At 67.2% G+C, this 23,261-nt stretch carries 24 protein-coding genes and 1 tRNA gene; 13 read left to right on the top strand and 12 right to left on the bottom strand.

Annotation, left to right across the window (positions count from 1 at the left end; translation table 11 throughout):
- The first annotated feature begins 133 nt into the window (after window positions 1–133).
- From AC07NY_RS14205 to upp, 4 genes are all read left to right on the top strand, one after another.
- The gene (locus AC07NY_RS14205; RefSeq protein WP_091855869.1) at window positions 134–295 is read left to right on the top strand and encodes a Thivi_2564 family membrane protein; all 162 of its coding nucleotides are present in this window, start codon (window positions 134–136) and stop codon (window positions 293–295) included.
- A 102-nt stretch (window positions 296–397) separates the two neighbouring features.
- A complete protein-coding gene (locus AC07NY_RS14210) occupies window positions 398–1,660 on the top strand; it encodes a GTP cyclohydrolase II (protein WP_494584365.1) in 1,263 nt (420 codons plus the stop codon).
- A 26-nt stretch (window positions 1,661–1,686) separates the two neighbouring features.
- Window positions 1,687–2,904 carry a URC4/urg3 family protein gene (locus tag AC07NY_RS14215; RefSeq protein ID WP_494584366.1) on the top strand — a complete coding sequence of 406 codons (1,218 nt, stop codon included), beginning with the start codon at window positions 1,687–1,689 and terminating at the stop codon, window positions 2,902–2,904.
- A gap of 39 nt (window positions 2,905–2,943) precedes the next feature.
- Window positions 2,944–3,585: a uracil phosphoribosyltransferase gene (gene upp, locus AC07NY_RS14220; RefSeq protein ID WP_257732500.1), complete on the top strand. Its 642-nt coding sequence runs from the start codon at window positions 2,944–2,946 to the stop codon at window positions 3,583–3,585.
- A gap of 90 nt (window positions 3,586–3,675) precedes the next feature.
- On the opposite strand, the gene AC07NY_RS14225 is transcribed toward upp, so the two are convergent.
- The 7 genes from AC07NY_RS14225 to AC07NY_RS14255 all read right to left on the bottom strand — a co-directional run bounded on the left by AC07NY_RS14225 (window position 3,676) and on the right by AC07NY_RS14255 (window position 10,260).
- Complete coding sequence (locus AC07NY_RS14225) at window positions 3,676–4,107, bottom strand: DUF1236 domain-containing protein (protein WP_494584367.1); 432 nt, start codon at window positions 4,105–4,107, stop codon at window positions 3,676–3,678.
- A gap of 243 nt (window positions 4,108–4,350) precedes the next feature.
- Window positions 4,351–5,325: a tripartite tricarboxylate transporter substrate-binding protein gene (locus AC07NY_RS14230; RefSeq protein ID WP_494584368.1), complete on the bottom strand. Its 975-nt coding sequence runs from the start codon at window positions 5,323–5,325 to the stop codon at window positions 4,351–4,353.
- A gap of 65 nt (window positions 5,326–5,390) precedes the next feature.
- Window positions 5,391–6,890, bottom strand: coding sequence for a tripartite tricarboxylate transporter permease (locus AC07NY_RS14235; protein WP_494584369.1), 1,500 nt, complete (start codon window positions 6,888–6,890; stop codon window positions 5,391–5,393).
- A 3-nt stretch (window positions 6,891–6,893) separates the two neighbouring features.
- Window positions 6,894–7,412, bottom strand: coding sequence for a tripartite tricarboxylate transporter TctB family protein (locus AC07NY_RS14240; RefSeq protein WP_494584370.1), 519 nt, complete (start codon window positions 7,410–7,412; stop codon window positions 6,894–6,896).
- Complete coding sequence (locus AC07NY_RS14245; protein ID WP_492284219.1) at window positions 7,412–8,395, bottom strand: LysR family transcriptional regulator; 984 nt, start codon at window positions 8,393–8,395, stop codon at window positions 7,412–7,414. The genes AC07NY_RS14240 and AC07NY_RS14245 overlap by 1 nt, the downstream gene beginning before the upstream one ends.
- A gap of 183 nt (window positions 8,396–8,578) precedes the next feature.
- Window positions 8,579–9,514, bottom strand: a complete 936-nt coding sequence (locus AC07NY_RS14250; RefSeq protein WP_494584371.1) for a DMT family transporter — start codon at window positions 9,512–9,514, stop codon at window positions 8,579–8,581.
- Window positions 9,515–9,597: 83 nt separating this feature from the next.
- Window positions 9,598–10,260, bottom strand: a complete 663-nt coding sequence (locus AC07NY_RS14255; protein ID WP_492284217.1) for a glutathione S-transferase family protein — start codon at window positions 10,258–10,260, stop codon at window positions 9,598–9,600.
- A gap of 330 nt (window positions 10,261–10,590) precedes the next feature.
- Here AC07NY_RS14255 and mgtE point away from each other — a divergent pair, with 330 nt between their 5' ends.
- Complete coding sequence (gene mgtE, locus AC07NY_RS14260; RefSeq protein ID WP_494584372.1) at window positions 10,591–11,958, top strand: magnesium transporter; 1,368 nt, start codon at window positions 10,591–10,593, stop codon at window positions 11,956–11,958.
- A 121-nt stretch (window positions 11,959–12,079) separates the two neighbouring features.
- Here mgtE and AC07NY_RS14265 read toward each other — a convergent pair whose 3' ends face one another.
- From AC07NY_RS14265 to AC07NY_RS14275, 3 genes are all read right to left on the bottom strand, one after another.
- Entirely contained in the window at window positions 12,080–12,358 is a 279-nt protein-coding gene (locus AC07NY_RS14265; RefSeq protein ID WP_492284215.1) for a helix-turn-helix domain-containing protein, read from the bottom strand.
- Complete coding sequence (locus AC07NY_RS14270; protein ID WP_494584685.1) at window positions 12,327–12,539, bottom strand: BrnT family toxin; 213 nt, start codon at window positions 12,537–12,539, stop codon at window positions 12,327–12,329. The genes AC07NY_RS14265 and AC07NY_RS14270 overlap by 32 nt, the downstream gene beginning before the upstream one ends.
- Window positions 12,540–12,770: 231 nt before the next feature.
- Window positions 12,771–15,716 carry a sensor histidine kinase gene (locus AC07NY_RS14275; protein WP_494584373.1) on the bottom strand — a complete coding sequence of 982 codons (2,946 nt, stop codon included), beginning with the start codon at window positions 15,714–15,716 and terminating at the stop codon, window positions 12,771–12,773.
- Between the two features lie 225 nt (window positions 15,717–15,941).
- Between AC07NY_RS14275 and AC07NY_RS14280 the strand changes: the two genes are divergently transcribed.
- The 5 genes from AC07NY_RS14280 to AC07NY_RS14300 all read left to right on the top strand — a co-directional run bounded on the left by AC07NY_RS14280 (window position 15,942) and on the right by AC07NY_RS14300 (window position 18,496).
- Window positions 15,942–16,337 carry a phasin gene (locus AC07NY_RS14280; protein ID WP_492284212.1) on the top strand — a complete coding sequence of 132 codons (396 nt, stop codon included), beginning with the start codon at window positions 15,942–15,944 and terminating at the stop codon, window positions 16,335–16,337.
- A gap of 93 nt (window positions 16,338–16,430) precedes the next feature.
- Window positions 16,431–17,279: a phasin family protein gene (locus tag AC07NY_RS14285; RefSeq protein WP_494584374.1), complete on the top strand. Its 849-nt coding sequence runs from the start codon at window positions 16,431–16,433 to the stop codon at window positions 17,277–17,279.
- A 149-nt stretch (window positions 17,280–17,428) separates the two neighbouring features.
- A tRNA-His gene (locus AC07NY_RS14290) sits at window positions 17,429–17,505 on the top strand.
- Window positions 17,506–17,690: 185 nt separating this feature from the next.
- Window positions 17,691–18,119, top strand: coding sequence for an Hsp20 family protein (locus tag AC07NY_RS14295; RefSeq protein WP_492284210.1), 429 nt, complete (start codon window positions 17,691–17,693; stop codon window positions 18,117–18,119).
- Between the two features lie 110 nt (window positions 18,120–18,229).
- Window positions 18,230–18,496 carry a BQ00720 family protein gene (locus AC07NY_RS14300; RefSeq protein ID WP_257732513.1) on the top strand — a complete coding sequence of 89 codons (267 nt, stop codon included), beginning with the start codon at window positions 18,230–18,232 and terminating at the stop codon, window positions 18,494–18,496.
- Between the two features lie 18 nt (window positions 18,497–18,514).
- Here the strand turns inward: AC07NY_RS14300 and AC07NY_RS14305 are convergent, their stop codons facing one another.
- Complete coding sequence (locus AC07NY_RS14305; RefSeq protein WP_494584375.1) at window positions 18,515–19,291, bottom strand: alpha/beta hydrolase; 777 nt, start codon at window positions 19,289–19,291, stop codon at window positions 18,515–18,517.
- Window positions 19,292–19,398: 107 nt separating this feature from the next.
- Here AC07NY_RS14305 and AC07NY_RS14310 point away from each other — a divergent pair, with 107 nt between their 5' ends.
- Together AC07NY_RS14310 and infC are read left to right on the top strand one after the other, a co-directional pair.
- Window positions 19,399–20,616 carry a glycosyltransferase family 4 protein gene (locus AC07NY_RS14310; protein ID WP_494584376.1) on the top strand — a complete coding sequence of 406 codons (1,218 nt, stop codon included), beginning with the start codon at window positions 19,399–19,401 and terminating at the stop codon, window positions 20,614–20,616.
- Between the two features lie 69 nt (window positions 20,617–20,685).
- On the top strand, window positions 20,686–21,279 hold the full coding sequence (gene infC / locus AC07NY_RS14315) for a translation initiation factor IF-3 (RefSeq protein WP_257732516.1): 594 nt from the start codon (window positions 20,686–20,688) through the stop codon (window positions 21,277–21,279).
- Window positions 21,280–21,338: 59 nt separating this feature from the next.
- On the opposite strand, the gene AC07NY_RS14320 is transcribed toward infC, so the two are convergent.
- Complete coding sequence (locus tag AC07NY_RS14320; protein WP_494584377.1) at window positions 21,339–21,935, bottom strand: TetR/AcrR family transcriptional regulator; 597 nt, start codon at window positions 21,933–21,935, stop codon at window positions 21,339–21,341.
- A 105-nt stretch (window positions 21,936–22,040) separates the two neighbouring features.
- Between AC07NY_RS14320 and AC07NY_RS14325 the strand changes: the two genes are divergently transcribed.
- Entirely contained in the window at window positions 22,041–23,249 is a 1,209-nt protein-coding gene (locus AC07NY_RS14325; protein ID WP_494584378.1) for an MFS transporter, read from the top strand.
- Window positions 23,250–23,261 lie beyond the last annotated feature (12 nt).

The raw sequence follows: 23,261 nt of genomic DNA on the forward strand, positions 1-23,261 counted from the left end.
CTTTCGCCGGCAAACCCGCTTCCGGAACCAATCCCCGCCCTGCGACGTTCTGTCGGCGGGGCTGACAAGCCGCGAATGCGTCGCGGCTGGGCTCCGGGGGGCCGGCTACCGGCCGAGATAAAGGGCTGAAAGCATGTCCATTCTGATTTCGCTGCTGATCACCGTTCTCGTCATCGGCCTCGTGCTCTACCTCGTGCGGATGCTGCCGCTCGATGGGCAGATCAAGAACGTCGTGCAGATCATCGTGATCGTGATCGGCATCATCTCGCTGCTGCGCTATCTCGCTGTTTTCTAAGGCGATTGACGGCGTCACCGCGCTGGTTCAGACTTCACGAGGTCCAGAGGGCCCCGGACGATCCCCGTCCGGGGCCCTTTTCCGTTTCAGGACGTGACCGCGATGAACGCGCCGAACCGCAACGGCCATATCAGGCTGACTTCCCACCCCGAGCCGGGCAGCGCCGCCGCGCGCTTCCCGATCCGATGGGGCGCTGCCACCGCCACTGAGCGCGGCCCGATCATCGCCTCCACGACCAACCCGGCCGACCGCAACGTCATCGGTGCCCATGGCGGCTCGTATTCGGTGTATCGGGCGCTGGCGATCTCGGCCCGCGCGATGAACCCCTCGCAGCGTCCGGACCTGACCAACACCTATCCGACGGCGGAAATCCTGCCGCAGCCGCAATGGGGCGATCCGAAGAGGATCGTTTCGCTCGATCCGTTCGGGCACACAGTCGCGCAGGATTTCGGCCAGTTGATCGGCGAGGGCATCGACATCCGCCCCTCGATCGCGATCACCAAGGCCAGGCTCAACCTCCCCGAGATCCTCGCCGCGATGGGCGTGCATCGTCTCGCGGCCGACGGCCATATCCTGCACGCGTCCGGCGATATCAGCGTCACCAAGATCGCGGTCGATCCGGTCTGGTATCTGCCCGGCATCGCTGAGCGCTTCGGCGCGACCGAGAGTGATCTGCGCCGCACGCTCTTCGAGCAGACTGGCGGCATGTATCCCGAGCTGGTGACGCGGCCGGATCTCAAGGTCTTCCTGCCGCCGATCGGCTCGATCACGGCCTATGTCATGGGAGAAGCCTCGCGGCTCGCCGATCCGAAGGCGCGCATCGCCTGCCGCGTCCATGACGAATGCAACGGTTCCGACGTGTTCGGCTCCGATATCTGCACCTGCCGGCCCTATCTCACGCATGGCATCGAGGAATGCGTGAAGGAGGCCCAGAGCGGCGGCGTCGGGCTGATCGTCTACAACCGCAAGGAGGGCCGGGCTCTCGGCGAGGTCACCAAGTTCCTCGTCTACAATGCCCGCAAGCGCCAGGAAGGTGGTGATTCCGCGGCGACCTATTTCGAGCGCACCGAATGCGTCGCCGGCGTGCAGGATGCCCGCTTCCAGCAGCTCATGCCGGATGTGCTGCACTGGCTCGGCGTCACGCATATCGACCGGCTGATGTCGATGTCGAACATGAAATACGACGCCATGGTCGAGAGCGGCATCACCATCGGCGAGCGCGTCGCGATCCCGCCGGAGCTGATCCCGCCCGATGCCTCCGTCGAGATCGAGGCGAAGAAGGCCGCAGGCTATTACTCGCCCGACGGCGCGCCCGGCGACAACGCCCTGAAATCGACTGTCGGCCGCGACCTCGACAAGTTCTGATTCCGTCACGCCTGCCCGAGTTGATGATGCCCGACCGCGATCCCGAGGCGTTCCGCGCCCTGTTGAAACCCGCTGCCGTGCGCGAGCGCGCACAGGAGATGCTGGAGCTCGGGCTCGCCGGCCAGCTCCTGCATTTCAGCGTGCATCCGGACCGGCTCGAGGCCTGCGCCGGCTACGTACTGGAGACGATCCGCGCGAATTATCCGACGCTCGACATCCCCTTCCATGCCCGCTGGCGCCATTTCACTGTCGATGGCGAGGATCGCTGGCAGAAGCTCGACAAGACCGCCGGCTTCGCCAACCCCGCCGCACGAGGTCGCGCCGCCTATGATCTCGCTGTCGTCAGCGTCCTGCTCGATGCCGGCGCCGGCCCCGATTGGCGTTATCGCGATGCCGCGACCGGTCGCGAGATCGGCCGCTCCGAGGGGCTGGCGCTGGCCTCGCTCGACATGTTCGCCGCCGGCTTGTTCTCCAGCGATCCCGCCAAGCCCTTGCAGGCCGATGCGGCCGGCCTGAAGCGGCTCGACGCGGCGGCTCTGGCGCGCGGCTTCCAGGCCGGCCCGGATAATCCGCTGCTGGCGCTCGAAGGCCGTGCCGCCCTGCTCAACCGCCTCGGCGAGGAACTCGAAAGGCAGGGCTTGTCTCGTCCTGGCGCGCTGTTCGACCGCTTCGCGGCATCAGCCGAGACCGGCACGCTGCGGGCGCCACATATGCTCGGCGAGGTGCTCGGCACCTTCGGCGGCATCTGGCCGTCGCGCCTGACATTGGCCGGTATTGCGCTCGGCGATACCTGGCGCCATCCGCTGATAGCGCCGGGCAAGCCGACCGAGGGGCTCGTGCCCTTTCACAAGCTCTCGCAATGGCTGACCTATTCGCTGATCGAGCCGCTGGAATGGGCCGGCATCACCGTGGTCGATATCGACGAGATGACCGGCCTGCCGGAATACCGCAATGGCGGGCTCTTCCTCGACAGCGGCGTCATCGCGCTGAAGGACGAGGCGGACCGTGCGAAGGCGCACGAGGTCTCGTCGCCCCTCGTGGTCGAATGGCGGGCGCTGACCGTCGCGTTGCTCGACGAGGTCGGCGCTCTCATCCGCCAGCGCCTCGGCCGTTCGCGCGAGGAACTGCCGCTCGCCAAGGTGCTCGAAGGCGGGACCTGGGCGGCCGGGCGCCGGATCGCGCGCGAAAAGCGTGTGGATGGCGGCCCGCCCTTGACCATCGTCAGCGATGGCACGGTATTTTGAGGGTAAGCCAAGTCCGAGAGATAGAGGGGTAACCGGCGTATGACTTCGAGCCAGGACGGCGTCACCGTCGTCGACCATCCGCTGGTCCAGCACAAGCTCACGCTGATGCGCGAGAAGGATCGCTCCACCAAGAGTTTCCGCCAGCTCCTCAACGAGATCGGCATGCTGCTCTGCTACGAGGTGACGCGCGACCTGCCGACCGAGTTGATCGAGATCGAGACGCCGCTGCAGAAATCGATGCAGCCGGTCATCTCCGGCAAGAAGATGGTCTTCGCCCCGATCCTGCGCGCCGGCGTCGGCTTCCTCGATGGCATGCTGGAGCTCGTCCCGGCCGCCCGCGTCGCCCATATCGGGCTCTATCGCGATCCCGACACGCTCCAGGCCGTCGAGTATTACTTCAAGGCGCCCTCCGATATCGCGGACCGCATGATCGTGGTGATGGACCCGATGCTGGCGACCGCGAACTCCGCCGTCGCGGCGGTCGAGCGCCTGAAGGAGCGTGGCGCCAAGGACCTGCGCTTCGTCTGCCTTCTGGCCTCGCCTGAGGGCATCGCCCGCCTGCGCGGCGCCCATCCCGATGTCCGCATCTGGACCGCGGCGATCGACGAGCGCTTGAACGACCATGGCTATATCGTCCCCGGCCTCGGCGATGCCGGGGACCGCATGTTCGGAACCCGCTGACGCCTCGCAATATCCGAACGACAGAAAGCCCGCCCGGTTAGGGGCGGGCTTTCCAACCGATTCAGGTGCCGCCTGAATCGAGGTGCCGGATCACTCGATGATCTGGACGATGCGGCGCGTCTGCGGCTCGACGATCACGGTGCGGTCGTTCACGACCGTATAGCGATAGTTCGAGGCGTTCGGCGCGTAATCGGCCGGCAGCTGGTGGTAGACGACGCCCTGCTGCGGCAAGACCGTGCCGACCGCGACCGGCTCGGCATAGGTGTAGGACGGCACGCGCTGCTCGACGACATAGGTGCGGAAGCGCGGCGAAGCCGCATCGCCGACGATCGCGCCGACCACGGCACCGCCGACACCGCCGACCACGGCGCCCACAGGACCGCCGACGACGGCGCCACCAACCGCGCCCGCCGCAGCGCCGCTGGTCGCACCGCCGACCGCGCCGCCCGAGGGCTGGCTCTGGGCAAAGGCGACCGCCGGGGTGATGGCCAGGGCGGCAACGATAGCAAGCTTCTTGAACATGGGATGTCTCCTTTCGAAGCTAATCTTCGGCGGGACAACCAAGGCGCGCGGGAACAGTTCCCGGAAATCGGGTCACGAGATGTTAACGCCCGGAAATGGACCTAGGAAAAGCTTTCCAGAACAAGGCTTTGGCGGGTCAGAGCAGAAGCCTGACCCATATTCGTACCTGATGAACGCGATGCCGGAAACGAAAACGGCGGGCCATAAGGGCCCGCCGCATCGTCGTCTGAGAGCGCTGGAAGCTTACTGCTTCGGCGCGGCCGAGAGCGCAGGCGTCAGCTTGTCGGCGTCGCGCTTGATCAGCGCGGCGAAGCCGGACGGGGTTCGCTCCTCGGCTGTCGGCAGCACGGTGCCGAGGTCGAGCAGGCGCTTCTTGGTGCCTTCGTCGTTGAGCGCCTTGCCGAGCGCGTCGACCAGCTTGTCCACGGCCTCCTTCGGCATGCCCTTCGGGCCGGCGATGCCGTTCCAGGCCTCGATCTGGTACTCGGGCAGACCGGCTTCCTTGGTGGTGGGCACGTCGGGCAGGGCCGGCGAGCGCTGGGCCGAGGCGATGGCATAGGCCTTGATCGTATTGGCGCGAACCTGCTCGGCGACCGAGACGATCTGGTCGCACATGAAGTCGACCTGGCCGGAGACGAGGTCGTTCAGGGCAGGACCCGTGCCGCGATAGGCAACGGCATTGATCTTCGGCGTGCCGAGGATGCCCTTGAGCAGGGTGCAGGTCGTCCAGGACACCGAACCGAGGCCCGCATGGGCTTCGTTGAACTTGTCCGGATTGGCCTTCACGGCGGCGACGAAGGCCTTGAGATCGGGCGCTTCGAGGTTCTTGCGGGCGACGATCAGGATCGGCGTGCCGCCGGCCAGGCCGATCGTCTGCATGCCGTTGATCGGGTCGTACTTGAGGCCGGGATAGGTGGCGGGCGCCGCCGAGAAGGTGCCGAGATGGCCCATCGCGATGGTGTAGCCGTCCGGCGCGGCAGTCACCGCGCGGGCGATGCCGGTCGTGCCGCCGGCGCCGGCGACGTTTTCGATCACGATCTGCTGGCCGAGCGTCTTCGACATGTGGTCGGCGACGATGCGGGCGATGATGTCGGTCGGCCCGCCGGCGGCGAAGGGCACGATCATGGTGACGGGCTTCGTCGGGTAGGCCTGCGCCTGTGCGCCGCCGGCAACGGCCAGCGTGGCGGCGGCGGCAAGGCCGAGAACGAGCTTCTTCATGCGTATTCCTCCCTGGGATTGGCTTGAGATGAAACTGGGGGGACGCCGCCGGGGCGGCAACCCCGTCATTCGGTGAAGACTTCCTCGCGTTTCTTCGAGATCGAGGGCAAGAGCGCGATGGTGAGCACGGCCACGGCGACCAGCAGCAGTCCCGCCGAGATCGGCCGCTCGACGAAGGTCCAGAACGAGCCGCGCGAGATGATCAGCGCCTGCCGGAGCTTCTCTTCCATCAGCTTGCCCAGCACGAAGCCGAGCAGCAGTGGCGCCGGCTCGAAGCCGAGCTTGATCAGCAGGTAGCCGAACAGGCCGAACAGCGCCGTGAAGGCGACGTCGAGCGGCTGGTTGTTCACCGAGTAGATGCCGATGCAGCAGAAGATCAGGATCGCCGGGAACATTAGCCGGTAGGGCACCTGCAGCAGCCGGACCCACAGGCCGACCAGCGGCAGGTTGATGACCAGCAGCATCAGGTTGCCGACCCACATCGAGGCGATCATGCCCCAGAACAGCTCCGGGTTGCGGGTCATGACCTGCGGGCCGGGGATGATGCCGTGGATCGTCATCGCGCCGACCATCAGCGCCATCACCGCGTTCGGCGGGATGCCGAGCGTGAGCAGTGGGATGAAGGCGGTCTGCGCGCCGGCATTATTGGCCGATTCCGGCCCCGCCACGCCCTCGATCGCGCCCTTGCCGAAGCGGGAGGGGTCCTTGGCGATCTTCTTTTCCATGGTGTAGCTGGCGAAGGGGCCGAGCACGGCGCCGTTGCCCGGCAGGATGCCGAGGATGCCGCCGATCGCCGTGCCACGCAGCACCGGCGCGGTCGCTTGCTTGATGTCGTTCCAGTCCGGCAGCAGCCGGCCGATCTTGCCTTTGACGACGTCGCGCGCCTCCGGGCTTTCGAGGTTGCGCAGCACCTCGGCGAAGCCGAACACGCCCATCGCCAAAACCGAGAAGTCGATGCCGTCCGAGAGCGAGGCGATGCCGAAGGTCAGGCGCTCCTGCCCGGTCTCTAGGTCGGTGCCGACGGTCGAGAACAGCAGGCCGAGCATGATCATGCAGAAGGCTTTGAGGATCGAGCCGCGCGCGAGCACGACTGCGAAGCACAGGCCCATCACCATCAGCGAGAAATACTCGGCCGGGCCGAAGAGCAGCGCCATCTTGGTCAGCGGCGCGCCGAGCGCGGCGATGATCAGGGTCGCGACGCAGCCGGCGAAGAAGGAGCCGATCGCGGCCGTGCCGAGTGCGACGCCGGCGCGGCCCTGTCTCGCCATCTGGTGCCCGTCCAGCGTGGTGACGACCGAGGTCGCCTCGCCGGGGATGTTGACCAGGATCGCCGTGGTCGAGCCGCCGTATTGCGCGCCGTAATAGATGCCGGCGAGCATGATCAGCGCGCCGGTCGGGTCGAGGCCGAAGGTGATCGGCAGCAGGATCGAGATCGTCGCGATCGGCCCGACGCCGGGCAGCACGCCGATCAGCGTGCCGACGAGGCAGCCGGCGAAGCAGAGCGCGATGTTCTTCATCGTCAACGCGACGCCGAAGCCCAGTGCGAGATTGGAGAACATATCCATCGGTCAGATCCCCAGCAGCCAAGGCGCGAGCGGGATCGGCAGGCTCAGCGCGTATTTGAACAGCAGGATGCAGGCTGCCGACATCGCCACGGCGAAGATCACCAGCTCCTTGAGCCTGCGATCATCGGCCGCCAGGCCCGAGAAGAAGATCAGAAGGGGGCCTGAGACCAGAAGGCCCAGTGCCGGCACCCGGATCGGGCCGAATTCGAAGCCGCGGATGGTGAGTGCGAACAGGCAGGCGCCACCCAGCGCGAAGAAGATGCCCTTCCACGACCAGCCCGAGAGCTTCTCACCATTGTAGCGCAGCGATGCGAGCACCAGCATGAGGCCGAGCGCCCCGCAGATCACCGCGAAGGTCTTGGGCAGCATGCCCGGCCCGAGCTGGCGCAGCGTGCCGGCCGGCAGCTCCCAGGAGAAGACGAAGGCGCCGAGTGCGAGCAGCACCATGAACAGGCCGCCGGCCAAATCCTGCGATGATCGCACGCGCAGGCCCCGGGCCCGCTCTATCTGGTTCAAACTCATCAGGCTCCTCCGACTGGCGACCCGGTGCGGGCGGTCCGTTTCTGCGTTTTTGGTAGGGCGAAAGGCAGGATGTGGCGCTCATCGAGCAGCGTCACGCTTTCCCGGAGGATCGCGAGGAAATCGTCGCGCGACGGCAGCTTCTGCTGCGGGCGCCAGGACACGCCGACGAGCGCGCCGGGCGGCGGCGGATCGAGCATCGCGCCGCGCAGGCGCCGCATCGTCACACCGGGGAAGGAGAGGCGGGAAACCCAGTCCGGCGCGAGCGCCATGCCCAGTCCCGCAGCGACCGCCGACATCATCGCCGGCTTCTCGGTCGCCTCGATCGTCACGTTCGGAACCGCGCCGACGCTCTCGAAATAGGCCATGACGAGATCATAGGCATAGGGCCGGATGCGCTTGGACGGCACGACGAAGGGCTCGCCGACCAGATCAAGCATGGTCAGGTGTTCGCGCGCGGCGAGTGGATGATTCTCGTTCAGCACCACGATCGGGCGCTCGACCCGCAGGATCTCGAAGGCGCAGTCGGTCGGCTTGCGCGGCGGGCGGGTCAGGGCAAGGTCGAGCTTGCCGGCCTCCAGCATCTGGACGAGCGCCGCCGTCATCGCCTCGACGAACTTGATCTCGATCCCGGGAAAGCGGGTGCGGAAGGCCACCAGCGCTTCCGGCACGAAGCTCGACGAGGCCGCGTCGATCGCGCCGACGCGCAGCACCTTGCCCGAGGCGAGCGAGGCCTCGCGCACGGCACGCGAGGCATGCTCCATCTTGACGAGGATGCCCTTGGCTTCCTCCAGCATGATCAGCCCGGCGCGCGTCATCGCGACCTGCCGGGTGGTGCGGGTCAGGAGGGCGACGCCCAGCTCGTCTTCGAGGGTGCTGATCTGGCGCGACAGCGCAGGAGGCGCAATGCCAAGCCGCTCGGCCGCCCGGCCGAAATGCAGCTCTTCTGCTACCGCGATGAAACATCGCAGTTGCCGCACATCCATGAGCCGTCCCCTGTCCCGTGTATCGCTTGCCGCGATATCTCTATCGGTGGCCGTGGCCAATAGCGGTTCCGGCCAAGGTGTCGACCCTACAGAAATTCATAATCTTTTGGCAACAAAGCCTTTCGACTGAGCGCCCCGCAGGGAGCCCGGCTGTGGAAGGGCTATGGCGACCGGGAGTTGAGGTCAGGCGGTGGGTGCCGGGTCGGTCCGGGCCAGGCGGATGATGCGGCCGTCGATGAGGGCGAGCCCGACGAAGATCGCCGCCATGCCGGCGAAATGGCGCGGCAGCAGGGCCTCGCCCAGAAGGCCGGAGCCGAGCAGGATCGCGCTGACGGGGATCAGGAAGGTGACGAGCATGACATTGCTCGGGCCGGCCGTGCGCATGATCCTGAAGAACAGCAGATAGGCCAGCGCCGTCGAGATGAGTGCCAGCCCGACGAGGGCGAGCAGGGCCGTCTGCGACGGCACCGGCAGCGTCCAGGGCGGGTGCATCACGAAGACGATCGGGAGCATCATCAGGGTCGAGGCCGAGAGCTGGCCCGTGGCGGCGACCAGCGGTGACACGCCGCGGAAGCGCCGGCCGAGCAGGCCGGAGAAGGCATAGGAGACGGCGGCGAGGATGCAGGCGATCTGCGCCGCCAGATTGGAGCCGAGGCCGCTGAGCGCGTCCGGGCCCATCAGGATGGCGACGCCGACGAGACCGGCCAGCACGCCGCCGAGCTTCAGGCCGGTCGCCTTCTCATTGCCGAAGCAATGCATCACCAGCACCGCGAAGATCGGCGTGGTCGCGTTCAGGATCGAGGCGAGGCCGCTCGCGATCTGCTGTTGCCCCCAGAGAAACAGGCTGAACGGGATCAGGTTGTTGAGGATGCCCATCCCGAAGAAGGCGAGCCAGAGCTCGCGCCCAACCGCCATCGAGTGCCCGGCGATTCGCACGGCGAGCAGCAGCGCAAGCGCGGCGAGGCCGACGCGCACCTGCACCACCGCGAAGGGCGGCCATTCCGCGACGGTCAGCTTGTTGAAGAAGAACGAGCCGCCCCACAGGACCGACAGGACGATCAGCAGGAGCCATTCGAGCGGGCCCATGCGCAGCGCGGGAGCGGGTATCGGCTGTGTCATGGCGGAAGCTCTGCTCTCGGGCCGGGTCATCCCGCGTCAGTAGGTGGCCGGACGAGGCCCGGCCACCCGTATTCTGTCCTGGTTCAGGCAGCTTCGGCGTCGCGCGCCTGCCACATCGCCTGGAAGGCCGGCCGCGCCTGGCAGGCGTCGAGCCAGGCCTTCACGCGCGGATGGGCGTCGAAGAGCTGGGTCGCGGGCTTCGCGTAGCGGATGATCTCGGCGACATTGATGTCGGCGACGGTGAAGCGGTTGCCCATCACGTAGCCGCCATTCTCGACGAGCGTCTTTTCGAGCACGGCGAAAGGGGCGGGCAGGGCGGCGAGAGCGGCTTCCACCAGCTCGGGCTTGCGCTTCTCCGGCGGGTAGGCCGCGAGATGGAACTGCAGGTTGAGCGCATGGGTCTCGCATTCGGTCGCGGCCCAGAGCGACCACATCACCGCGAGCCCTTCTTCCTGCGCGTCCTTGGGCGCGAGCGGGCCGCCATGCTTGCGGGCGAGGTAGAGGTTGATCGCCAGCGATTCGTGCAGCTTGAAGCCGTTATCGTCGATGCTCGGGATATGGCCGTTCGGGTTGATCTTCAGGAAATCGGCGCTGCGGGTATGCAGCGGCACGCCCGGCGCGGTCGGATCGGGCAGGCGATAGGCCTGGATCACCGGCACATGGTTGAAGGGCAGGCCGAGCTCGTTGGCGAGCCAGATGACGCGCGTCGCGCGCGAGCGGTAACAGCCATAGATCGTCAGGGACATCGGCGGAATCCAGCAAGAGAGTGCGGAACGGGGACGCCTCCGGCAGGGGCCGGCGCGTCGCGGCGACAATAGGCCGGTCGCGTGGCATCGGCCAATGCCAATCATCGCCGCGCGCGAAGCAAAAAACCGTTTGACGCGCGCGCCTTGCGGGTGCATTGGCCTCCTGCTCCCGGCCTCTGCGGCCGGCTGCTCACAGGAAACCCCGACCCGATGCCCAGCGACAGTCCCAGCCGACAGTCGAAGCCGTCCGCCGCCGTCTCGCGCGCCTGACCGGGTCCCCCGGCTCGCCTGCGATCCGGCCACGACGGCCCGATCGCAAGGAACAGAGCCATGAATGATACCGCCGCCACCACGGACCTCCTTGCCGTGACGTTGGCCCAGACGCTGGCGCAGGAACACGTCGCCGACATCGTCGAGACGTTGAACGACCAGGACACCGCGACCATCGCGCATGTCCTGGCTGAACTGCCCTTCGAGCGCGCCGTCGAAGTGCTCGACCAGCCTGAATTCACCACGGCTGCCGAAGCCGTGGCGCTGCTGCCGGACCAACGCGCGGGCGCGCTGCTCTCCGCCATGTCGGCGGATCGGGCGGCCGACGTCTTCCAGGAGTTCGACGAGGAGGTTCGACAACGACTGAGCGGCCGCATCGACCGCCAGACTCGGTCCGACCTGAAGAAGCTGCTGGCCTATCCCGAGCACAGCGCGGGCTCGATCATGACGACCGAGTTCGTCAGCGTGCCCTCGAACTGGACGGTGCAGCAGACGCTCGACCATATCCGCCGCGTCGAGCGTTCGCGTGAGACGGTCTACGCGATCTACGTGCTTGATTCGGTGACGCGCAAGCTGGTGCGTGCCGTCTCGCTGCGCCGCCTGATCAGCGGCGATCCCGAGGCCCCGGTCGAATCGGTGGTGCCCGCGCACAAGCCGATCTGCGTGACGCCCGAGGTCGATCGCGAGGAGGTCGCTCGCCTCATCACCAAATACGACCTGCTCTCCGTGCCCGTCGTCGATGCCGAGGAGCAGCTCATCGGCATCGTCACCTTCGACGACGTCATCGACGCGATGATCGCCGAGACCACCGAGGACGTACAGAAGCTCGGCGGCATGGAAGCGCTGGACCAGCCCTATAAGGAAATCGGCTTCCTCGCGATGATCCGCAAGCGCGCCGGCTGGCTCTCGATCCTGCTGGTCGGCGAGATGCTGACGGCCTCCGTCATGCAGTTCTTCGAGGGCGAGCTGGAGAAGGCGATCGTGCTGACGCTCTTCATCCCATTGATCATGAGCTCCGGTGGCAATTCCGGTTCGCAGGCGACCTCGCTGATCATCCGGGCGCTGGCGCTGCGCGAGGTCACGCTGAAGGACTGGTGGCGGATCGCGCTACGCGAACTGCCGACCGGCCTGACGCTCGGCAGCATTCTCGGCTTGATCGGCGTCGTCCGGATCATCGCGTGGCAGTGGCTCGGCCTCTACGATTACGGGCCGCACTGGATCCTGATCGCCGCGACCGTCGGCGGCGCGCTCGTCGGCATCGTCACCTTCGGCTCGCTCGCCGGCTCGATGCTGCCCTTCGCGCTGAAGCGGCTCGGCTTCGACCCGGCCAGCGCCTCGGCGCCCTTCGTCGCGACGCTGGTCGATGTCACCGGCCTGGTGATCTATTTCGGCGTGGCGGCGGCGATCCTGACCGGGACGCTGCTGTAAGGCAGAGGCCGTCATTCTCGGGCGAAGCACAGCTTCGACCCGAGAACCTCGCGCAGGATGAGGCTCCCGCGCATAGTGGGCATGAGATGCTCGGGTCAGGCCCGAGCATGACGTCTGCCGGCTAGGCGACCGCTTTCGCCACCATCTCCGGATGCTGGCCGATGACCCGCACATAGGCGATCGCGAAATCAGGCGCGGTCGCCCGCGCCTGCTCCCAATCGCGCAGTGTGCCGACCGGAACATGGAAACGGGTGGCGAACTCGGATTGCGACAGGCCGAGTCGGCTCCGCGTCTGGCGGATCAGACGCGCGCGCTGGCCGCGGTCCAACGCCTTGGCCGATGCGTGGAAATCCTCGGCATCGGTTGCATCAGCAGGAAGAGCGGTAGGCTCGTTCTTCACCCTTGTTGCTCCTTCTCACCGAGATGAAGCGGGGTAGGTCACCCCGCCAGACGAAAATGCCGGTGAACAGCTTCTCCTCGACGATCCCGACAACCTTGAAACGTTCCTCGCCATCGATCTCGCGGATGGAGGGGATGATCAGGTGATCGCCGTCCCCGAAGATTCGGTCGCCGAACGCCAGCGGAAGCCCGTGTTTGCACGGTTGGTCGCGTCCTTGACGGGGTCAAATCTGTCTTCCGACATATGCAGTGACTATACGGGATTTCCGTATTTGGCGCAATCCATCGCACGATGAAGGCCGTCATTCTCGGGCGAAGCGCAGCTTCGACCCGGGAATCTCGGGCAGGCTAACGCGCCTCTTCCGGCCCGAGATGCTCGGGTCAAGCCCGAGCATGACGTTGGGCGGTCCGGCTCAGCTCGCCAGCACGCGCTGCGGCGGGAAGGTGATCTCGACCAGCGTGCCTTCTTTCTTGACGCTGGTGATCGCCATGGCCGCGCGGTTCGCTTCGACCAGCGCCTTGGTCAGCGGCAGGCCGAGCCCCGTGCCACCGGCGCGGCGTGTCGTCGGAACCTGGCGGAAGGGTTCGAGTGCGAGCCGGAGCTCGTCATCGTCCATGCCGATGCCGGTGTCGCGCACCCTGAGGATCGCCTCGCCCTGGTCGCCGAGCGCCGTCGAGATGATGACCTGCCCGCCGGCATCGGTGAACTTCACCGCGTTCGAGAGCAGGTTGATCGCGATCTGGCGGATCGAGCGCTCGTCGGCGACGACGGGCGGCAGCTTCGGCGAGAGCCCCGAGCGCAGGACGACGCGGCCGCGCTGCGCCTCCGGCTGGAGCAGCGACACGGTCGACAGCGCGATCTCGTTCAGGTTGACGCTGACGAAGTCGAGATCGAGCTTGCCGGCCTCGATCTTGGCAAGGTCGAGCAGGTCGTTGACGAGGCTGATGACGTAGCCGCCCGACTGGTGGATATCGCGCAGGTATTCCTTGTAGCGCTCGTTGGCGATCGGCCCGAAACGCTCCTCCGCCATCACCTCGGCGAAGCCGATGATCGCGTTGAGCGGGGTACGGATCTCGTGGCTGATCTTGGCGAGCACGTCGGATTTCTGGGCGCTCGCCGTCTCGGCCGCCTTGCGGGCCTCGACCAGCTCGCCCTCGGTCTTCTTCCAGGCAGTCAGGTCGCGCAGCACGGCGCAGAAGCGCGGCTCGCTGCCATGGGCGATCTGGCCCATCGTCATGAACAGCGCGATCTTGCCACCCTGGCGGACGCGGCCCTGCACCTCGCGCCCATCATTGAGCACCGAGGCGACGCCGCCGCCCTTCAAGCCTTCGAGATAGTCGAGTGCAGGCGCATGGCTTTCGCCGGCGAAGAGCAGTGTGAACAATTCGCCGGTGACCTCGCGCTGGTCATAGCCGAACAGTGCCTCGGCGGCCTTGTTCAGCGAGAGGATGCGCCCGCGATCGTCGACGGTGACGACGCCGTCGGTTGCGGTGTCGAGCATGGCGGTGAGCTCGCCGATGCGGGCATCGCGCGCATCCGCATCGAGCCGGAGCGCCTCGACACGCGCAGCCGACTCGGCTTCCTCCGCCGCGAATTCGGCCGCAAGCTCGGCTTCCTCAGCCTCTTCCGGCGTCAGAACTGGAACCTCGCTGCCGTCGCTGCTGGGACGGCGGAAGGCCATCAGTGTCGCCGGCTCGTCCTGCCAGCTCACGCTCGACAGCACGGCATCGACATGGACGAGATGGCCGAGCCGGTCGATCAGCGTCATCGTGCCGCCATCGGTGCGGGCGGCCTCCTTGATCAGGCGGCTGACCTTGCCGCCCGCCTTCAGGTCGGCGAGATCGGCATAATCAAGCAGTTCGAGCAGCGTGCGATTGGCATAGAGCGCCTCATCGCCGCGATTGACGAGAACGGCGACGGGAAGCCGGTCGAGCACATCCGCATGGGAATTGCGCTGGCGGGCAGGGGCCATGCCAGCGTCAGCCTCCGCGGCCGCTTTGGCGACGGTGGCCTCCTCCTTCTCCTTGACCTGCAAGGGCGCGACCGGCGGCAGGCGGGGCGTGCTCGGCTCGTCGTCACCGGCAAGCCGGGCGCCCAGCGCCTTGGCGATCTCGCGGAAGGCGTTGCGCTCGGCCGAGCTCAGATGCGACTTCGACGGCTCGAGCACCGGCCGGATCGCGGTGAGATGGCCGTTGCGCAGCGGCACGATCTTGCCGGGCAGCGGATCGGGCTCAGGTTCAGGCAAGACGGGCGCTTCGGGAGCCTGCTCCGCCGCAGCTTCTTCCTGCGGTGTGTCGAGATTGGTCGAGGCGGCGGCTTCGGCTTCCTCCTCATCTTCCTCAGCCAGATCCGGCAGATCGCCCGTTTCAGGTGCGTCGACCGTCAGGTCTTCCCGATCCTCCGCGGTGGGCGAGGCCCGGCCAGCTTCGTCCATGGCGGCAAGATCGGCGGCCGGCTGTGCCGCGTCGTCCTGGATCGCATCGGCGATAGCCGGAACCTGCTCCGAATCCGGCTCGGCATTCTCCGTCACCATGGCATCGGCCGCCGGCACCGGAAAGGGGCAGCGCTCGTTGAGTCGGGCGATGCCGAAGCCGCGGAAGCCGGCGAGCTGGCGCGCGGCGTCGAGCACCGGCACGCCGGAAAGCTCGACCGGTGCAGCCTCGCCGGGCGAATCGGTCCGCCAGAGAACGCTATGGCCGCTCCAGGTTGCATTCTTGGCGAACCGCTCGATCAGGCCGCCATCGCTGTCGGCGAAGCTCAAGCCGAGCAGGTCCTGCCAGCGCTGGCCGATCAGCCCGGCCGCTGCCGTCTGCCCGGTGAGGGCGGCGATATTGTCGGAGAGCTTGGTCAGCTTGCCCTCGCGATCGCTCTGCCAGAGGAAGCGGACCATGGCCGGCTTGGCGGGCGAGGCGGCTTCATCCTGGGGTGCAAGTGCAGTCGGAGCGGCGACGGGGGCGGGTTCGGCAGGCGCGGCCTTCGGAACCGTGACGCCGAGACGGCGCAGTTCGGAGGCCTGCACGGCGATGGCCAGGGCCGAGCGCCCGTCCGGTCGCGAAACCAGCTTGCTGCCGCAAGTGACCGGCACTGCGGCGAAGCTCGCGGTCAGGCGCAGGCGCTCCAGGCGAATGCCGTTGGCCGAGGCCAGGCCGCCGGCCAGCAGGTTCAGGCGTTGCCGGGTCGGTGCCGGCAGGCTCGCTTGCCCGCCGAGCAGCGCTTCGGCTGCCGCATTGACGAAATGGGGCTTCTCGGCGGCCGGATCCCACAGCAGCAGGGCGCCACCGGCGGCAAAGGACGCAAGGGCGGCGTCTTCAGCCGCCGCCACGCTCCACTCCGCCCAGTCCTCTCCGGCCTCGCTCATGCCTGCCTGCTCGCTCGATCCGCGCCCGTTATGCCTAACAAAGCCTTAATAGACCCCAAACGGCGGCAAATCCATGGAACCGAAGATCGCTCTCCCGCTTCTCATCGAAACAGCGTTAACATGGTCGGCGTCGCCGGCTTGTCGCGCTGTTGTCATTGCAGCGCAACAATGATATTGCACTGCACAATGATCTAGGGATGGATCGTCACTCGACAGGAGGATTCGATGAACGGCAAGCAGCCTTATGAAGTGCCCACCGAAATGCGCGAGTTCGCCGAGCGCAGCGTAGAGCAGGCCCGCAAGGCGTTCGACGGCTTCATGGGCGCTGCCCATAAGGCTGTGGACAATGCCCATGGCTCGGCCGAGAGCGCCCGCGTCAACACCCAGGAAGCGACCCGCAAGGCGATCTCCTATGCCGAGAACAATGTCGCGGCCGCGTTCGATTTCGCCCAGAAGCTGGTGAAGTCCAAGGACCTCACCGAGGTGATGCAGCATCAGTCCGACTTCCTGAAGTCGCAGGTCGCCGCGCTTCAGAGCCAGATCAAGGACCTCGGCACCGCCGCGCAGGATGCTGCGACCAAGGCTGCCGAGACTGTCAGCAAGGCGACCAAGGGCCGCTGAGACGAGACTGATTCGGCGCCGCATGGCGCCGCCATTGCTTTTGGCCGGACCCTGTGTCCGGCCTTCGCTGTTTGCCGCTGAAGGAGAGCTGTCATGGTCAAGCCTGCTCCGACCCGGACCAAGTCCAAGGTTCCGGTCAGCCTGTCCCCGGTGAAGGCGCTGACGTCCGCGCCCGTCGCGACGCCGCCATCCGCCGCTGAACCTGAAAAGCCGAAGGCCCCCGCGCAACCCGTTGCTGCTGCGCCTGCCAAGCCCGCGCCTGTGAAGGTCGCCGCTCCCGCGCCGTCGCCGGCTCCTGCCGCTGCGGCCAAGCCGGCTCCCGTCAGCAAGCCCGCGCTCGCGAGCGCCCCGAAAAAGGCGGCGCCGATCAAGGTCCGGGTCGAGAAGCCTGCGGCCAAGGTCGCCGGGCCGAAGGTTGCCGCCAAGGCCGCCAAGCCTGCCGTAGCAGTGTCCAAGCCGGTGGTCGCCGAAGCCAAGCCCGCGCCTGCCAAGCCGGCCGTTGCCGAGCCGGCGCCTGCCAAGCCTGTCGTCGCCAGCAAGCCGGCGACCGTCGAGGCCGCGCCTGTCGCCCCCGCTGCAAAGCCGACTGAGCCTGCTCCTGCTCCTGCTCCGGCTGCCAAGGCGCCACCTCCGCCGCCTGCATCCCTCGAATCGCTGCCGCTGCCTCGCCCGCCCGAGGCGGCCGCCGTGGTCACGGCGACGGCGATGAGCCAGGCGCTGACCATGGCGCGCGCCTTCGGTGCCTTGCAGGCCCGCATGCTCGACCATGCCTGCGCCGAGCTGGAGGCGACGCTCGGCGATGCGCAATCGCTCGCCCGCAGCAACAGCGCGTCGGAGGCGGTCGCGCTCCAGGCCAAGGCAGTGCGCCGCAGCTACGAATCCTATGCCGAGCACCTCAAGGAGCTCGCCCGGACCGCCAACGCGGCCCTGCGCAAGGACTGATCGAGTGGCCGAATTCGGCGCGTGCGACGGCCGCGCCGAATTTCCATGGCCGGAGTTGAATTACGCGGTTGCAAAAGCGGAAACTCGGCACTAGGGTCCGCGCCGCTGACGACCCCCGCCACGGCGGCCGGTCGCGAAGCCTGGTTTGGGCAGCCATAGCTCAGTTGGTTAGAGCGCTAGATTGTGGATCTAGAGGTCCCCCGTTCAAGCCGGGGTGGCTGTACCATTCTCCTTCCGGACATTGTAGGAACTTTCCCCCTTCCAGGCTGAGCCGGCTCAGCGCCGCCCCTTGAAGCGGCCTTTGCGCTTCGCCATATCTGGCTCAAGCGGAAGGGTTCGCCTTTCGCCTGCGGGATGCTGCCCGGCGGCGGGTCCCGATGTCCATGAGGCGCCTTTCGAGGGCCTGAAGCGATGACGCGTCCACCTAGCTTGTCCCACCCGTTCCTGCTCGGCTTCGACGATATCGAGCGTGCGCTCGATCGCGTCGCCAAGGGCGCGAGCGAGGGTTACCCGCCCTACAATATCGAGCGGCTGCCCCGGACGGAGGACGAGCCCGATCGTCTGCGCATCACGCTGGCCGTCGCGGGCTTTGCTCGCGAGCAGCTGGAGATCACGCTGGAGGAGAACCAGCTGACCATCCGCGGCCGCCAGAGCGACGACAAGAATCGCCAGTTCCTGCACCGCGGCATCGCTGCCCGTCAGTTCCAGCGCAGCTTCCTGCTGGCCGACGGCATGCAGGTCCTCGGCGCCGATCTGTCGAACGGCCTGCTCGCGATTGATCTGGTCAGGCCGGAACCGGAACGGCTCGTCCGGCGTATCGATATCATGAGCCGGGAGTAGAGGACGGGGACCCGTCCAGCTTTGAAGGATGCGCCAGCGGTTTTCGCATCTGTTCATAATTGAAGGCGCAGTATCAGAACCGCGTTCGCACTGCTCTGAAGGAGGGCGCGATGAAACAGGACAGGAATCTCATCCAGATCAACCCGCTGACCCCTGCGGAATTCGCCGCGCTCGGCACCGGGGAGGTCGCCTACCTCAAGTCGATGAGCTCGGACGAGCTGATGCGGATCTTCCCGCAGGCTCCCAAGATCGAGTCCGGCTTGCAGCTCTTCACCCTGCTCTCGGCCGACGGCGCGCCGATCCTCGTCACGGATTCGCGCGAGGCCGCCACGGCCAATGCCTGGGAGCATGATCTGCGGATGGTCAGCGTCCACTGACGCTGGCCAGCCCGGTTCTCAGGGCGCGCTCGCCATCCCGGCCACGGCCGACTGCAACCTCACGATATCGTCCGGCGTGGACAGGCGGTGATCGCCGTCCTTGATCAAGGTCAGGACGACGGGATCACCGCTGAGATGCTCGACGAGCTTCAGCGCCTGGCGCCAGGGCACGTCGGGGTCGCGCATGCCCTGCAGGATATGCACGGGGCAGCCGGCCTTGATCTCGCCGCCGAACATCAGGTGTCGGCGCCCGTCCTCGATCAGGGCGCGGGTGATCGGCGTCGGTTCCGGCGAGTATTCCGAAGGCCGCTGCCAGACACCTTCCTCCATGATCATCCGGCGGATCGAATCGGGCATCTGCGCCCACATCAGATCCTCGGAGAAATCGACGGCCGGCGCGATCAGCACGAGTCCCGCGGGCTGAAGCGGCGTTCCGAGGAGCTTGCGCGCGGCGAGCAGCGCGATCCAGCCGCCCATCGAGGATCCCACCAGGATCGGGCGCTGGCGGCACTGGCTTTCGATCGCCGCCAGCGCGTCGCCGAGCCAATCCGACAGGGTAAAGCTGCCGAAATCGCCATCGCTCTCGCCATGGCCGCTATAGTCGAAGCGCAGGAAGGCGCGGCCGGCGCCCTTGGCCCAGTCCGCCAGCGCTTCGGCCTTGGTGGCGCGCATGTCGGAGCGGAAACCGCCGAGCCAGACCACTGGCGCAGCCGTACCCTCCTGCAGGAGATAGGCGAGGCGGCGCTTCGAGGGGCCGTCTCCGACCTCGAGCCATTGCGGTGGCTGGCGCTCCAAGGCAAATCTCCTGTGACGAATCAGGGCGCCGCGGCGATTAAAGGCTGCGGCGTCTATCCGATAGGGGCATATTCGCCCTCGTTTACGAAAGTCCAGACCGAGAGCGAATGTCCTTCCAGCCAGGTGCCCATCTTTCGCTGCCATCGACCGAAACGCATCCGCTGGCGGGGCGGACGATCCTGCAGATCATTCCCGAGCTGGAAGCAGGCGGGGCCGAGCGCACCGCCGTCGACATCGCCAAGGGGCTGACCGATTCTGGCGCTCGCGCCCTGGTCGCGACGGAGGGCGGGCGCCTCGTCGCCGAATTGCAGGCGAAGGGGGGAGTCTGGCTGCCATTCCCGGCGGCGTCCAAGAACCCGGTCGCGATGCTGTTCAACATCCGCAAGCTCGCGCGGCTCTGCAAACAGGAGGGGGTGGAGCTGATCCACGCCCGCTCGCGTGCCCCGGCCTGGGTCGCGCTCGGCGCGGCGCGGCTCCTGAAGCTGCCCTTCGTCACCACCTATCACGGCTCCTATAACAGCCGTTCGGCGGTGAAGACGCTCTATAACTCGGTGATGGCGCGCGGCGACGTCGTGATCGCCAATTCCGTCTATACGGCGGGCCTGATCCAGGCGAAGCACCCGGTCGCCGGCGACCGGGTCCGGGTCGTCAATCGCGGCACCAATTTCTCGGCCTTCGCGCCGGCTGCCGTCGGTGCCGAGCGGGTGCAGGCCCTGCGCAAGGCCTGGGGCGTCGAGCCCCACCAGCGCATCGTGCTGCTGCCCGGCCGGCTGACCAACTGGAAGGGCCAGCGCGTGCTGATCGAGGCCGCGCGCATCATGCGCGACGGCGGCGATACCGACACGGCCTTCATCCTCGCAGGCGATGCGCAGGGCAGGGATGGCTACGTCAAGGAGCTCGACGCGCTGATCGCCAAGGCCGGGCTGGAAGGCCGGGTGAAGCGCGTCGGCCATTGCTCGGACATGCCGGCGGCGATGCTCTCGGCGGCGGTCGTCGCGGTCCCCTCGACCGATCCGGAAGCGTTTGGCCGCGTCGCGGTCGAGGCGCAGGCGATGGGCACGCCCGTCGTCGTTTCCGATCTCGGAGCGGTCCCCGAGACGGTGCTGGCGCCGCCGCAGATCGAGCCGGGCGAGCGCACCGGCTGGCACGTGCCTCCGGGCGATGCCGCGGCCCTCGCGGCCGGTTTGAACGAGGCGCTCGCTTTGCGCCCTTCCGCCCGCGATGCGCTGGCGCGGCGGGCGCGGGTGCATGTCGAGCGGCATTTCTCGCTCGAAGCGATGGTCGCGGAAACCCTTGACGTCTATTGCGCGTTGCTGGGGCGCTGACCGGCTTCTGCGCGGTGGGAGATGCCTGCCGTGGCGGTGTCATGCATTGACATCGCCCGTCTTTGTGCAATGTGTCTGCAACAACGGCGCGAAGCGCGCCAAGTACAGGAGAATACCCCCATTCGTCGTCCCTACCGCGCTGCCCCGACCCCGACCAAAGAAGGTCCCCGCTCGAACCGCGATATCCGTGGAGTTCGCGAGGTTCAGCTCATCGACGATACCGGCGCCAACCGCGGCGTCGTGTCCTTTTTCGATGCGCTGAAGCTTGCTGAGGATGCCGGCCTCGACCTCGTCGAGATCGCCCCGAACTCCGTTCCGCCGGTCTGCAAGATCCTCGATTACGGTCGCTTCCGCTTTCTCGAGCAGAAGAAGGCCTCGGAGGCGCGCAAGAAGCAGCGCACCATCGAGATCAAGGAAATCAAGCTGCGCCCCGGCATCGACAAGCACGACTACGACGTGAAGATGAAGGCCATGCACGGCTTCTTCGAGGAAGGCGACAAGGTGAAGGTCACCCTGCGCTTCCGCGGCCGCGAGATGGCGCATCAGGACCTCGGCGTGAAGGTGCTGGAGCGGGTCAAGGTCGATACCGCCGAGATCGCCAAGGTCGAGAGCGACTGGCAGCTCGAAGGCCGCCAGATGGTCATGGTGCTCGCGCCGCGCTGAGGCGCGCGTTACCCGCGATCGCTACAGATCGAGAAAAAGGGCGCCGCTGGCGCCCTTTTTCATGTCGCTTTTCTCAGCAGCCCGTCCAGCATCGCGCCGAAGGCGTCGGTGGCGCCCTTGAGCGCCGCCTCCGGATCTGGCGCATGCGCGATCCATTGCGCCGCATGCTGGGTCGCGCCGAAGATCAGTGTCGCCACCGCCTCCGGATCGAGCGGCGCCAGAACGCCCTCGGCGACGAGCTCGTCGAGGCTTCGGGCCATCATCCGGATGCAGTCGTTCTGGATCGGCCAGCTCCAGGGGTCGCCGAGCACGGCCGGGCCGTCGCGCAGCATGATGCGCTGCATTTCCGGCTCCAGCGCCATGGCGAGATAGGCGGCGCATTCGTCGCGGAAGCCGGTCCAGCGATCTCCGGCCCTGGCGGAGACGGCGCGCAGCCTGACCGTCATTTCCGCATCGATCTGGTCGATGACGGCCGCGAACAGGCCCTTCTTGTCGCCGAAATGGTGATAAAGCGCGCCGCGCGTCAGCCCGGCGGCCGCCGTCATCTCGTCCATCGAGGCGCCGGCATAGCCGACCGTCCCGAACGCCTCGCGGGCGGCGGCGATCAGGCTGGCGCGGGTTTCCGCGATCATGTCGGCACGAAGTCTGCGAGCCATCATATCCCCATCACATACGCCTCGTATGTTAATTGACATACGGGGCGTATGCAATTACGCATTCACTCACATACGCGGCGTATGTTCGCAATCACGGTCCGAGTCATGCCTAATCCCTATCGCGAGATCTTCCAGGTGCCGGGCGCCTTCGCCTTTTCCGGTGCCGGCTTCATCGCCCGCCTGCCGGCCTCGATGGTCGGGCTCGGCATCGTCACCATGCTGTCGGAGCGGCGCGGCGAATATGCGATCGCAGGCGCGGTGGCGGCGACCTTTGCGCTCGCCAGTGCGATGATCACGCCACAGGTCTCGCGCCTCGTCGATCGCTACGGTCAGCGCCGCGTGCTGATGCCGGCTGCCGCTGCCGGGGCGCTCGCCTTGAGCGGCCTGATGGTCGCGACCTGGACGGGCGCGCCGAGCTGGCTGCTTTTCGTCTTCGCGCTGCTCGCCGGCGTGACGCCGAGCATCGGCGCGATGGTCAGGGCGCGCTGGACCGAGTTCTATCGCGACACCCCGCAATTGCGCACCGCCTTCGCCTTCGAATCGGTGGTCGACGAAGTGATCTTCATCATCGGGCCGATCGTCGCGATCGGGCTGAGTGTCGGGCTGTTTCCCGAGGCCGGGCCGCTGGCCGCCCTGATCTTCCTCGTCGTCGGCGTGCCCTTGCTCTGCGCGCAGCGGCGCACCGAGCCGCCGGTCCGCGCTCATGTGGCCGGCACGGACATCTCGGTCATCCGCGTCGGCGGCGTCCAGATCGTCGTGCTCGTCATGATCGCGATCGGCGCAATCTTCGGCACGGCCGAGATCACCGCCGTCGCCTTTGCGGAAGCGCAGGGTCAGAAGGCCGCCGCGAGCCTGCCGCTCGCCGTCTACGCGGCGGGCTCGCTGATCGTCGGCCTCGTCTTCGGGACGTTGCGGCTCAAGGCTTCGCTCGCCATGCAGTTCCTTGCGGCAATCGCGCTGGCAGCGGCGACCACCTTGCCGCTGTTGGCCGTGACCGGACTCTATTCGCTGGCGCTGGTGTTCTTCATGGCGGGCGCCGCGGTTTCGCCGACGATCATCATCGCCATGGGCCTGGTCGAGCGGCTGGTGCCGGCGCGCCAGCTCACCGAGGGCATGACCTGGGCGATCACCGGCATCAATATCGGCATGGCCGCCGGCGCCTCGGCTGCGGGCATCCTGATCGACGCCTACGGCGCCCAGAGCGGCTTCTGGATCTCGGTCGGGGCGGGCGTCGCTGCGCTGCTGGTCGTGCTGATCGGCTATGGCCGCCTGCTCGGTGCGCGGGCCGAAACGCTGGTCTGCGAAGCCGCTTAAAGAGAAGGGCCG

The organism is Allobosea sp. GW821-FHT09G06 (assembly GCF_059416005.1).